Below are 12609 nucleotides of genomic sequence, written 5' to 3'. Positions count from 1 at the left end.
AGAACGTGCCATGCGTTTTAGCATCGCAGAAACAATCGTTAAAAACAAGATGCAAGATCTCCAAAGGCAAATCAACGGTGCACGTGCTGATTTAGAAGGTACGATGAGAAGTTTAGTGGGTTCTGGCCTCAACCCTTCCATCATTGATGGTCGTTTGGATTTTAACAGTTATGACTACAAATACCAAGAAACACGACTAAGAGAATTCTATAAAATTACTGACGGGATTGTTACCAACAAAATCGGTGGATGGGATTTTATCCATGGAGGACGGGGAAGTGTCAATCCACCAACCTTTTCAGGAGGACTGGCCCATATCCATCCGACCATCAATATCAATGGATACTTACAAAGTTACAATGCGGGAACTGCTGGCAGTGCTTCTGCTGAAGCGCAACAAGCGTTTGATGGTGTTTGGTTATTTAACGGCAACGCTGGCGGAGACAGTGCTTACAATCGTCTGACTTCCTATTCCTATGGGGAATTTGAAAGTAAAATGAACCAAAGTCTTGGAAATGTAATGGGTGGAGCGGCTCTGATTATTGCATTTATGCAATGGGGAAATCCATTCGTAGGAATCGAAGCATTCAATCGTAATAAAACATGGGTAGAGAAAAAAGCTGCTATAGATAATACAGTCAATACAGCTAGATCTCAAGCAGCTACATTAAAAAGCCTACAAGAAGAGCTCAACCGCTATACAGACATTTCTACCGGTGAACAACTCATCGATATGCTAAAGGGAGGACCAGCCAAAGGTTACGTTGACACCCAATTAGAGGATAGTGATGTTGCTTTCCTCACAGGTGCTAGCGGGCAGTTGAAAAATGGAACCATCAACTGGACAGGTGGGAAAGAACCATTGTCTGTGGATCGCCTTGTGGGTAAAAATGGAGACCCCATCATCCAAAAAAGAGCAGTTAAAGATTCTTATGGTCTATTTATCAGAGACGGGGTTGCTGTAGCCGGTTCCCCTTCCACAAACTCAAATGTTGGTTATGCGAATGATGGTCGTATGGTAAATATCATGACCTCAGCTGACGAATTTGTTGGTTCTCTTGCTTCCATTTCCAAAACACAATATACAATAGAAAAAGAAGAGTATTATGCCTCTCAAGAGGCAGCCATTGTCCGTGGTGTCAAAGCAGACAAACGAGAAATTTTGGATGATCGAGATCGTTTTTACTCCGGTCTCCTAGCAAAAGTTACCGATGCCACTGGTAAAAACATAGAATACGATATGTATAAGACACTCGTGGAAGACTACTACGGACAAGGAAACGTAGCCGACCAACTCTATGCATTGAACGAAGGACAACAGCGCGAATACCAAATCAAAGTTTGGGACAATAAAGAAAAAGATTTCCAATCCAAAAAAGCCGACTGGATCGAAAACGTAAATTATTTGATGGAAACTGGTTCTGCTCGTTTTAACGATATGCTCACATCGTTTAACCAGTCTTGGGACCAGTGGAGACGTGACTTCAAAGAAGAAACCGACAAAGGCAAAGCCGAACATATGGCTCGCATTGAAGAGGCTTTGAAGAAAAAAGCCGATTGGGAAGTGAGCCTACTGAACCAAGCAAGAAAAGGCGACCAGTTTGAAATTGATCAGGTATATGCCGAGATCCAAAAAACCATCTCCAATATGGGGACTGTTCCTAACGCAGTCCTTCTCCAAAACAATGCGAACAAAATTCTAAACACCATCATGAATAGCAAACCCCAAGTTCTAGACAATCGTATGTTAGAACAAGGGATGTATACAGATGTTCAATTCTTTGTGGATGAACTTCAGAAATCCAAATACGACGAATCCAATGTAGAAAAGATGAAATCTCTTACTAAGGAGATGGAAGATCGCAGTAAACAAATGGCTGTCCTACAGACTCTGGATTCCCTTTGGTCATTACCTCTCACCTTTGAAGCAACGATCAAAGAACAAAACGAAGCTCTTGATGAACAACTATCTTCGCAATTATTGCAAGACAACTTTATCAAGATGGGACCTGGGTATGTGAGATCCTCTGTAGACAAATTAGGAAATCCTACTTACCAAGTACTCCCTACTTATGCTTCTTTCTTGTATATCAAACCGGATAAACTACCAACAGTCAAAGATTCCAATGGAAAAGAATGGGATCTTACCGACTACCAAGCTCTCCAAGGCAAAGATGCTCCTGCCAGTGCGGAACTTGGCATGATGGTGAGACTGGCTCGTAACCAAATGCAGACGGACTTCAAACTTACATTTGATCCAGAGAAGTCAGAGAACCGTGAAATTGGTGTTACACTTCTTGATCCAAAGGCAATGGCTCGCGTGGCCCAAGCGGCACAGTCTGCTTTAGGTCAGTTTGCAACCGATCCTCAGAAGATGATTGAATTCAACTCTGCCGATGCCAAAGGCAAAGAAGCCATGATCGAATCGGCGAAGAACTCTGGTTATTTGGTTGGACCTACTGTGGGTGGAGCCTTCGGAACTCACCACTTCAATCAGTACTATCCTATCCTTAAGATGAAGGAGATGTATAACGAGATCAAGGCTGAAGGAGAGGCAGTTCAGGGTGATCCGTTTGTGAAATCAGCTAAATCGTTAGGTGGCCCAATGGCAGCCACCTATGTTGCCAAAAACTTAGATACCCTTAAGGCTGTAGATTCTGTCTTATCTTCTATCCCGATTGTAGATCGTATGAACCCCCTTGCGATGATCAAATCCTTTGCGAATGGCGGGATTTTGGGTGTGGTCACAAATGTTGCTTCTGTAATCACAGAAACGGTAAGTCAGGTCTTTACCCTTTCGGCTGCTAAAGTGAGTGTTGACTATTCTTATGATAATGGGTTTGGTGCAAGCGTCGATATTGGTATTGGTTTGGGGGCAGCTAGGGTCAGTGTTATCAATGCATCCTATTCTGAACATGGTGGATTTGCCGCAAGTATCGGAGCCACAATTGGTAAAGGGACAGGGTTCGAGGCCGGTGCAGCACTAACCTACAGCGATAAGGAAGGATTTGGGGCAACAGCCAGCGTTAAGACAGCAGGCTTCAGTGCGGGAATCGCTTATACGCAGAATAGCGGTTTTAGTGCCAGTGCCTCTGTGATGCTAGGCGATAAATCAAAAGGTTTGCAACTTGGTCTGAACTATAATGAGAAAGACGGTTTTTCTGCAAAAGCGGGTGTTGCATATAAGGGATACACCGGAGGAATCAATTATAGCAAAGCCGACGGAGTTGGTGTTTATGCTGGTAAAATGCTCAGCGATACCACCAGTGCCGAAGTTGGTTGGAATCGAAACAAAGGGTTCCAAGCATCTGTTGGCTCTGATAATGCGCGGGCAACATACAGTGAAAAGGATGGGCTGGGATTTAAGTTCACAAAAGATGTGCTAGGTGGTGAAGCAGAGTTTGCTTACACAGCTCGTGGTGGATTTGAAGCATCTTATTCTAAATCATTAGGAAACGGATTCACAGGTTCTGTCAGCTACAGTCAAAAAGATGGATTCTCTGCAAACGTAAATCATAAAGATGCAAATAATATCTCGAGAAGTTTAAGTATTGGTCGAGATGGAGTTTCTGGTTCGGTGCAACAAAACAATACAAATGATTTGTTTATCGATAGCTTGGACGAATTGCAGGGCATGAATGACCAAACCATTGGAGTAAATAAAGCAAAAATAGAGGCTGATAGCTTTAAAGAACTAGCTGATGGACTCAGTAAAAACAACCCAGAGCTTGCAAAATTAAAAAATAATCCAGAAGCTTTCAATGCGAAGTTAAAGGAATTAAGTGAAGCGGGCAAACTACTAGATTCCCAAGGCAAAAAATATGAAATCGATCGGGGTGGTTCTCGAGATTCCTTGTTATCCAAGGCATGGGGAGAAGTAGAAGACATAGGACGATCTTTTGTAGGTCAAACTGTAACCGACATGGGATATGTTGATTCCTCTGGAAAGTTCACAGTTCGAACATGTTTTACCGCTGGAACTAAGATCCATACCAAAGACGGACTTAAGAACATTGAAGACATCCAAATTGGAGATGTAGTTCTTTCCAAATCCGATGAAACAGGAGAGATCTCTTACCGCAAGGTAGTGAACACTTTTATCCGCCAAACAGATGCTATCTACTCAGTTTCTTTTGCCGATGGAACAACACTTGAAACCACTTGGAACCACCCGTTCCGTGTGAAAAAACAAGGCCATGCATTAGAGAAGTTCTTTATAGAAAACACTGATTGGGTAGAGGCAAAAGACTTACATCCTGGGGATTTGGCTCTTGGTGCCGATGGACAAGAACTTGTCGTTACCGACATCACCATTGATGAGCGGGTAGAGACAGTTTATAACTTTGAGGTGGAAGAGTTTCATACCTACTTCGTGGGAGAAGTTGGGGTTTGGGTGCATAATGATAACTATTTGGATTCAATAACCGACTTTTTTAAAGTCGGGCCTGATCGTTATAAGAATGCAGTAAAAAATAAATACAATCTTTCGGATCCAAAGGAGATTGAATGGGCTGCAAATGAGGCCCATCAAGGCAGAATGGATGGGGTTAAATATGGCAGAAAAACTGCGGATGGAGATCCGTATGGCTCCGATATGGCTGATTTTAAGAAAATAAAAGAAGCCGAGGAAGAATATCATAGAGTTAAACAAGAATCGGAAATATATCAGGATTATTATAGTGAGGGAAAAACCGTAGGAATCTTCAGTACGTTCCATAACAGCATTGTTACTGCAGTAGGATTCTTTGGTATTGCTACTCTTATAAAACCAAAAGTTAATACAGCAACATCACTTACAACACTGGAAAAAAATAAGCGCGCAGGGAAGCTTGCAGAACAACAGGCTGCCACTGCATATAAACAAAAATATGGAAATGTTCAAGAGCAAATTACTATAAAATCCAATAGTAGTGGAACGACGGTAAAAGTAGATCTGGGAAGTATTGATACAAAAACTGGACAAATAAAACTAGGAGAAGTGAAATCATCAAAAACCGCCCCACTGACTAAAAACCAAAAAAAAGCATACCCAGAAATAGAAAAGTGCGGTGGCGTCGTTTGTGGAAAGGGAAAACCTGGTATTGAGGGAGGAACAGAAATACCTCCAACAAAAATCGAAATTATAAGGGGCAATTAATTTATGTCAATAGTTGAAAGTAACAAAGTCGATTTAATTGGGGACGACATTGAAAATAATCTAGTCTGCTTAGGCATATCTGATCATTTAGATTGGAATGATGTAGGGTCTCATCTTAGAATATTAGAAGCTAAAATCAATGCCTATCTTGAATTTATTGAGAATGGCCAATTAATAGAAGAAAGACCAGATGCATTAGGTAAAGCAATAAAGATTGAATTACTAATCCAACATGATGTACCTGATTTTGTTGCCAAGAAATATTATACCGCTATAGAAAAGACATTACTTCAAGCTGGGCATAGTTTTTCCTACTATAAAATTTAGCTGAGCCTCGCCAAAACTATAATAGTGAACAAAATGTTCGCTAAGTTAGACGTTGACTCCTAATAGAAGCGATTTTGGAGACAAAAAACAAGCTAAAGTTATCGATTTCTTGCTCAGAACAAAGATATTATTCTAAAAATCATTGATTCATCAATCACGAAGATATAAGGAATCCTTCTCTTAGATAGAAGAGATTCTTAGGCAAAGGTTGCTGGCCGAACTAAGTAAAGCTTAAGAGAGAGTTTATCTCTCTTAAGCGCTCTTCTTCCAGGAATAGGTGTGGTAGAGTCCACCTAACACAGGAGTGGAATGCACATGGCAGTTTCCATCTCTTCGTTTGTGAAGGATCGGTGAGGGGACTGGAGTTTCTTTGCCTAGTGCAAGATGAGTTCGGTTGTTGTTGTAGAAGTGAATGAACTCTTCTAACTTCACTTGCAAGTGGTATTCGTTTATGGGGATAAAGTAATCCAGAAATTCATTTCTGCAGGTTTTGACAAACCGTTCTGCATATCCATTTTGCCAAGGAGAACGAACCGATGTCTTTTTGTGTTTGATTCCAAGCCTTTCCAAATACCGAGTGAATCGTTTTCCAAATAAAACATCGTTATCTGTAATCAGATGCGATGTATTCTCTAATCCTTTTTTTCTAAAAGCAAATTTGATGACTCGCCTTACCCAATTGGTTGTGGGTTTTTTATGGATGTCGAAGTGAAGGATTTGTCTTGTCTGTATGTCCATAAAGAAAATCACTTTGTAAATTTCTTTGAAATTATATGAGATGACGCTAAACAAATCAGATACAATGAGAGAATCGGAGTGAAGGTTGTAGAACTGATTCCAAGAAAGTCTTTTTCTAGGATCGATTGGTCGTTTGGGAATATAACGAGAAACGGTTCTTTCCGATACTATTAATCCTAGTTTGATAAGAATACCGTGGAGTTTGGTGGCTCCCCAAATTCTGTTTTCTTTGGCGAGTCTCCTGATGAGTTTGATGAGATCCCAAGGGATGTTGGGTCTACCAGATTTTTTCCTTTGCGAGAGAAGTTTCCAGAAGAGTTGGAATTTCTTTTTTCTCCATTTGAGTAAGGTGTTTGGTGATACTAGAATGAGTGAAGATTCCCAGTTGGGTAAAAGATAGGAAATCAGAACCAGCAGAATTCTTTCCTTTGGTTTCGTGTGGAAGACTTTTTCTTTTCTTTTGTAAGCAGTGAGTTGGGATTTAAGGAAGGTATTTTCTAAAAGAAGAGACTTAGAAATTAGCAAGGAATAGGTGTTGAAGAGGAAGGAGATACAGAGAAGAAGAGTGGCCATCCTTTTGGAAATCGGATGGTTGGCGGTGGATGTGAAGTATTTTAGTTACTAATCTGAGTGTATGATCAAACCTTCATTTGAGATTTCGATCCAATTTTCATGATTAAACTCTTCAATGATGAGTGTAAGAAATTGATCAAATAAGTTAAGTAGTTCCCTATTTTTGATGTTCCCGGTAGTGATAATTAGTAATTTCGCTGGTTTTTTTCTTAATAGAAACGAATCTAAAAAATCAAAATCTTTTGTGACGAGAATATATTGATTTGAGTCACAGTACTTAACAATTTCAGAATCGCTAGTCTTATTTCCATTAGGAAGATCTTCAACATGAAGAGCTTCAATTTTTTTGTTTTTAAAAAGTTCAACTAAAGATCTTGGTAGTTGAGCATCTATGAAAAACTTCATGCAGAGACTTTATAGATTGACTTCACTTTTATAAGTTGAGATGCAAATTCTAAACATGCAAGAATGTCCTCCCTTTCGATATTTGGGTAGTCATTTATAATTTCAGCTTGAGTCATCCCAGAAGATAATAGATCTAAAACCAGTTCAACCGTATACCTCTGGTTTCTAATACTAGGTTTTCCGTGACAGATATCGGGATTGATAGTAATTCGATTTATTAAATCAGAGTGCATAAACAAACTATGATTAAAAAACTAATTTTGTCGAGATAAATCTTGATTCTAAACCATTCTTTTATTTTCGCCAAACCCCCGCGCCAGCGATAGTAGCGGAAATCCTTTCCAAAGGAAAGATTGGAGCGAATAGCGCGGTCGTTTCTAGATAAAAACATTTATCAACTAACGGATTCGAGGCGCCCAAACAAACATCAATCAATTCTTTTCTTAACCAAGTGAAGAGGTCGTCACGGAGGCGTGGCCAGGGATGGCCTAAGCTCGCCAGTCGGACCCGGACGGGACGCTGGCAGGAGTGAGGACTTCTGAACTCGTTGGTTATGAGTTTGGTGGAAAAACGGACATGCTCAAAGGCCTTGGCATGAACTTAAACTATAGCCAAAGCGGAGGTTTTGGTGGTGGTATTAGTTATAGCAAGACAACGGGTGGAGGAACCAAGGTAACCGGTGGACTTAACTACAGTAAGGATGCTGGGGTAGGAGCTAGCCTCAACGCACAGAGAGAAGTTGCGAAAACAGATACGTATGCTACTACTATGACCGGAGGTGTATCCTTTAGCCAGAAACAAGGGTTTGGTGCGAGTGTTGATGCTTCTATAGAGAAGGTGGCTCAAGCGACAACTCCAGGACAAGAACCTCCTCCTAAACCACAATTCCAATCCTTCTCTCAAATGGATATGGGACTATCTTTTAACCAGAAAGAAGGATTCTCTGCAAGTCTTGGTTTTGACGGAGTCAACGCACTTAGTTACAACCAGAACACTGGATTTTCTGGAAATACCAACTTCGGTGTGGATCTTCGCAAGAAATACATCCAAGATGAAATTGATGAAGAAGTAAAAGCGAACAAAGAAGCTGCTGCAGAAAAAGAAGCTGAATTCTTAGCTAAATTTGCGGATGAACAAAAGAAACTACACCCAGAGTGGGCTGATAAAAGTCCTTCTGAAATCGCAGATTTATACAAAAAACAGCAAGAAAAAAATAATATTAAAAACAAATCAAGGGAAGGTTTCTTCGAAAATGCATTTGGTGAAATAAAAGATGATTGAGTCTCGCCAAAACTATAATAGTGAACAAAATGTTCGTTAAGTTAGACGCTGGATGCAAACTAGATCGATTTTGGAGACAAAAGACAAAAGGAAACCGTTGATTTCTTATTCAAAACAAAGGATTTACTCTAAAAATCATTGATTCATCAATCACGAAGATATAAGGAATCCTTCTCATCTATAGAAGAGATTCTCATGGGAAGGTTGCTAACCAAAGCAAGTAAAGCGTAAAAGAGAGTCTATCTCTTAAGCGCTCTTCTTCCAGGAGTAGGTGTGGTAGAGTCCACCTAACACAGGAGTGGAATGCACATCGCAGCTTCCATCTCTTGGTTTGTGAAGGATCGGTGAGGGGACGGGGTTGTTAGATGGCGTTTAATTGCAATAAATATGAATAAAAGTAAAGAATGAAGATAGAGTCATTATGTCCCTAGAGTTAATTGCAAAATCTTGATATAGGAATTAGTAGTGAGATAAATTTTTTTAGGATCTTTCCTTTTTCTTGACAAGACCGGTTTGCGATCCAACTCTTCAAGCATTGAAGAGTTGGTTATCACTCTTCAAACCCTCTTTTATTTTTTTTCTAACAAACTAATTTTATAAAACCCAACTCCCCGCGCCAGCGATAGTAGCGGAAATCCTTTCCAAAGGAAAGATTGGAGCGAATAGCGCGGTCGTTATTCAATGGAACTCTAATCGTCTAACGGATTCGAGGCGCACAAACAATCATCAATCAATTCTTTTCTTAACTAAGGGAAGAGGTCGTCACGGTGGCGTGGCCATGGATGGCCTAAGCTCGCCAGTCGGAACAGGATGTTCCGCTGGCAGGAGTGAGGACTTCTGAACTCGTTTATTTCTTTGTCTAAGAATAAATTGGTTTGTTAGGTGCAGAAGCAAGATTCGATTCTGTTAAACTAGAAATAGAATCCCTGCTTCTGGGTTTTTTGAAAATGTGATGATCGTCTCGCTATTTTCTTTCAGCAAATTAACAATGGAAGATGTATTACAATTTCCGCGTTTGATTTGAATTATCTTGGGTGGAAAACCCTTTTTTTCCAAAATCTTATTAAAATCATTATCCTTAGTGACGATAATTAGATTTTTTTCCGATGCTTTTTCCCAGATGAGTTCATCCGAGGACTCAATACCAAGTGAAAAAACATGTTCCGAATTTGGAAAAATATCGGATAAATGCTCAACTAAATTTGGTGATAGGTTTGCATCATACAAAAGCATTATGCAACAAGAATTGATTTGTTTTGATCAGCAGCAAAAGCTAAACTCGCTAAAATATCTTCTCTAGTAAGGTATGGAAACTCTCTCAAAATTTCATCATACTCCATTCCAGAAGCGAGATATTCAAGAATGTCATAGACGGTAATTCTCATTCCACGGATACAAGGTTTGCCACCTCGAACTTCCTTATCAAATGAAATATATTTTCTATAATCTAGCACTCCTAAATTCTTTTATAAATTCTTGATTCGTCAAGCCATTTCAATCCTTGAAAGCCCTTTAAAATCAAAAATTGGCGAGGAATATAGGTAGGGGTTTACCAAAAACTCCCTGCGCCAGCGATAGTAGCGGAAATCCTTTCCAAAGGAAAGATTGGAGCGAATAGCGCGGTCGTTATTCAATGGAACTCTAATCGTCTAACGGATTCGAGGCGCCCAAACAATCATCAATCAATTCTTTGCTTAATCAGGAGAAGAGGTCGTAAAAGTGAAATAACCAGAGGGATGTCCAGATGGGACATATGAGCTTAGCGGGTATATCTTGTTTTAGGGGTGAATACTTTTCCTCAAGAAGTGCAAAGCATTTCATATATAACTATCGAATACCCAACATAAGATCTAGTTGACTAAGTAATATAAGTCCGACATTCTTTTCAAAATGCTCAGTTCAGCCAAATCCAATAAATCACACCATCTGTATACCCGCCTATTTGCTGTTTTATTAACCTTATTATTTATTGTTCATTGCTCCAAATATTACGTTTATCCAAATCACCCTTCAGATCCGGAACCTACCAACAAATCGAAATTAGCTGAATTGAGGATTTCGAACTTTCTAATTTTAAGTATTGATGGGAAGGATTTTCAAGAAAATCTCCAGGACTACGGACATTCTTTAGGGATCATAGGCATTGGAAAAGTAGATGGAAGGTCTCAATTCTATATGGCTCCAGGAAAACACACATTCCGTTTGACATACTTTGCAGTAAGAGTTCATAACTATGCAAAAAACAGAGTTATCGATACTTACAATTCGAAGGAAAACGCAATTTTGGAAGTTGACTTAAGGGAAGGACAAAGAGTTTGCATCTGCTTCCAGGTTCTAACTACTGAAAATTCGGATGGGTTTACAGTAGTTGCAGAAGCAAGAGAATACAAAAATCAAATAGATTTCCAACCTCCAGTTTATATTCCCTACATTTCCCAACTTAATTTTTTACCAGCTGATTGTGCCGGTGGACAAGGTGAAAATGCAACCTTACTAAATAGATCAAATAACATATTAGTGAATAAGTCGATCGACTCAAGAAACAAAGCAAATATAGTCACGTATTGATTTTAAGATGATGCAGCGAGTTACTCGACTTGATCCAAAAAAATAGCATTCAAACATAAGATTGTTTCTTCAAAACCTTGGTATTCAAAGTTAACGAAGATTATCCTATCATTTGAGTTTTGTATCAAGTTTATTTTCGTTGCTCCCAAATTAATTTTGCAGCTCTTCTTAATTCTTCGAATTTTTGTTTTTCGAGAAATGGATTTGGATTTTTAAGATTATGATTTCTTTCTTTTGGACTCATTGTGTGAGTAATCATTTTCTTTCTACGGACTTTTACAATTTCATTGGGAGCACGGAGTGGGGCAGCCAAGTGAATCAATCGATTTTGACACTCATTGATTTTTCTTTTGAGATCTGCAGGATTTAAAGTCCCATAGATAGCTTTTTCTTTTTGTTTGGTTTTCTTATCTATATCTTTTGATTCTATCAATCTTTGATAAGGAGTTTTCGGATAATCATATTTCCTGATTGCCTTTGCCCCTTTTCTATGTTTTTCCAACAAAATCATAATGGGTTGGAAGTAATTCACATACAAATTGAGATTATGATAAAGTTCCCTTAGAATTTCAGCATGTTCGGGTTTGTCATATCGCAAGTAACCTGTGTTCCTTCTTACAATTGTGTAATTCTTTTGTTCAATGTGTGGATTGTCATTTTTCTTGTAAGCTCTTCCTCTTGTGAATTCAAGTTGATACTTTTCTTTAAACGCAACAATCGTTTCATTTATGAACTCAGCGCCATTATCCGAATGGAATCCTTTCAATGGGAAAGGAAACGAGGATTTCATTTTAATAAACGCTTTTAGCATTTGAAATTGTGTTTTATCTCTAACGAGAGTGCATGTTGTCCATCCAGTAGAAACATCTGTTGCATTTAAAGTCGATAAAAACCCTCCATAGGTATTACCACCATTATGAGCAACCAAATCCACCTGAACAAAGCCTGGAACCGTATGATCCCATTCTGCGAATGTTTTAATTGGTATCTGATCGATTAGATAGTATTTTCCATGCCTTGTTGTTGAGGATCCTTTCCTGCCGAGTTTTCGTTTTGCATCCTTCAAGAGCCGATCAATACTTGAGGCGCTGATTCTCATGAGTTTCTCTTTCACGGAAAGTGGAAATTCAATCTCTTTAAATGATTCCAATTTGGAGATGATCTCAGGAAGGAAAGGTGCCAGTCTTTTCCCACAAATGTAATCCATGATGACCCAAATCTTCTCGAGAGCCTTTTTAACGTCTTCACCATAAATAGTGGTTCGTCCAGATCGCTTTACGGACTTCGGTCTCTGTGGGTTGATTGCATATTGCCTGAGAACTCTTGTGGCATATGTCCGATTAAAACCAGACAAATAAACAAGTTCATCGACTAGATATGATTTTTGTTTTTTCGAGCTAAGGCTGTACTTCCTCGAGAGTATCTTAATGATTGCATGTCTTTCGTCCAAAGTAAGCTCCATTTTGAACCTCCCTTTGAGTGTTTGTTTGCTTTACTTAAAGAAGAGGTAGAATGTTACTTCGAATACTTTTACTTTTGAAGCATTATTTTGATTTGGAATACTATTAATTATGAGGCAA

General features: G+C 39.2%; 10 protein-coding genes. 4 read left to right on the top strand and 6 right to left on the bottom strand.

The genetic code is table 11. The features are described 5' to 3' along the window. The first annotated feature begins 10 nt into the window (after nt 1-10). Complete coding sequence (locus tag JWG40_RS08155) at nt 11-5137, top strand: polymorphic toxin-type HINT domain-containing protein (RefSeq protein WP_205285344.1); 5127 nt, start codon at nt 11-13, stop codon at nt 5135-5137. Between the two features lie 3 nt (nt 5138-5140). Next, nucleotides 5141-5464 carry a DUF6572 domain-containing protein gene (locus tag JWG40_RS08150; protein ID WP_205285343.1) on the top strand — a complete coding sequence of 108 codons (324 nt, stop codon included), beginning with the start codon at nt 5141-5143 and terminating at the stop codon, nt 5462-5464. Between the two features lie 252 nt (nt 5465-5716). Here JWG40_RS08150 and JWG40_RS08145 read toward each other — a convergent pair whose 3' ends face one another. Genes JWG40_RS08145 through JWG40_RS08135 form a run of 3 tightly spaced genes read right to left on the bottom strand, consistent with a single transcriptional unit; the run spans nt 5717 to nt 7413 of the window. Beyond that, complete coding sequence (locus JWG40_RS08145; RefSeq protein WP_232369265.1) at nt 5717-6775, bottom strand: integrase core domain-containing protein; 1059 nt, start codon at nt 6773-6775, stop codon at nt 5717-5719. Nucleotides 6776-6823: 48 nt separating this feature from the next. Further along, nucleotides 6824-7180 (bottom strand): DUF5615 family PIN-like protein, encoded by a 357-nt coding sequence (locus JWG40_RS08140; protein WP_205285342.1) that lies wholly within the window; start codon nt 7178-7180, stop codon nt 6824-6826. Then, nucleotides 7177-7413 (bottom strand): DUF433 domain-containing protein, encoded by a 237-nt coding sequence (locus tag JWG40_RS08135; RefSeq protein ID WP_205285341.1) that lies wholly within the window; start codon nt 7411-7413, stop codon nt 7177-7179. The genes JWG40_RS08140 and JWG40_RS08135 overlap by 4 nt, the downstream gene beginning before the upstream one ends. Before the next feature lie 295 nt (nt 7414-7708). Here JWG40_RS08135 and JWG40_RS08130 point away from each other — a divergent pair, with 295 nt between their 5' ends. Further along, complete coding sequence (locus JWG40_RS08130; protein WP_205285340.1) at nt 7709-8461, top strand: hypothetical protein; 753 nt, start codon at nt 7709-7711, stop codon at nt 8459-8461. 906 nt (nt 8462-9367) lie between these two features. On the opposite strand, the gene JWG40_RS20155 is transcribed toward JWG40_RS08130, so the two are convergent. Together JWG40_RS20155 and JWG40_RS08120 are read right to left on the bottom strand one after the other, a co-directional pair. Then, nucleotides 9368-9694, bottom strand: coding sequence for a DUF5615 family PIN-like protein (locus JWG40_RS20155; protein WP_205285339.1), 327 nt, complete (start codon nt 9692-9694; stop codon nt 9368-9370). Beyond that, nucleotides 9694-9915, bottom strand: a complete 222-nt coding sequence (locus JWG40_RS08120) for a DUF433 domain-containing protein (protein WP_205285338.1) — start codon at nt 9913-9915, stop codon at nt 9694-9696. The genes JWG40_RS20155 and JWG40_RS08120 overlap by 1 nt, the downstream gene beginning before the upstream one ends. A gap of 595 nt (nt 9916-10510) precedes the next feature. On the opposite strand from JWG40_RS08120, the gene JWG40_RS08115 reads away from it, so the two are divergent. Further along, entirely contained in the window at nt 10511-11029 is a 519-nt protein-coding gene (locus tag JWG40_RS08115) for a hypothetical protein (RefSeq protein WP_205285337.1), read from the top strand. 130 nt (nt 11030-11159) lie between these two features. Here the strand turns inward: JWG40_RS08115 and JWG40_RS08110 are convergent, their stop codons facing one another. Then, nucleotides 11160-12491 (bottom strand): integrase catalytic domain-containing protein, encoded by a 1332-nt coding sequence (locus tag JWG40_RS08110; protein ID WP_205285336.1) that lies wholly within the window; start codon nt 12489-12491, stop codon nt 11160-11162. Nucleotides 12492-12609 lie beyond the last annotated feature (118 nt).

Origin of the sequence: Leptospira abararensis, from assembly GCF_016918735.1 — a bacterium.
GTDB classification, from domain to species: domain Bacteria; phylum Spirochaetota; class Leptospiria; order Leptospirales; family Leptospiraceae; genus Leptospira_A; species Leptospira_A abararensis.
This window is presented reverse-complemented; position numbering and strand designations above follow the sequence as displayed.

Excerpts from the sequence above, each read along its gene's own strand:
- JWG40_RS08155 (WP_205285344.1), top strand. The coding sequence starts at position 11 with ATGCGTTTTAGCATCGCAGAAACAATCGTTAAAAACAAGATGCAAGAT.
- JWG40_RS08150 (WP_205285343.1), top strand. The coding sequence starts at position 5,141 with ATGTCAATAGTTGAAAGTAACAAAGTCGATTTAATTGGGGACGACATT.
- JWG40_RS08145 (WP_232369265.1), bottom strand. The coding sequence starts at position 6,775 with ATGGCCACTCTTCTTCTCTGTATCTCCTTCCTCTTCAACACCTATTCC.
- JWG40_RS08140 (WP_205285342.1), bottom strand. The coding sequence starts at position 7,180 with ATGAAGTTTTTCATAGATGCTCAACTACCAAGATCTTTAGTTGAACTT.
- JWG40_RS08135 (WP_205285341.1), bottom strand. The coding sequence starts at position 7,413 with ATGCACTCTGATTTAATAAATCGAATTACTATCAATCCCGATATCTGT.
- JWG40_RS20155 (WP_205285339.1), bottom strand. The coding sequence starts at position 9,694 with ATGCTTTTGTATGATGCAAACCTATCACCAAATTTAGTTGAGCATTTA.
- JWG40_RS08110 (WP_205285336.1), bottom strand. The coding sequence starts at position 12,491 with ATGGAGCTTACTTTGGACGAAAGACATGCAATCATTAAGATACTCTCG.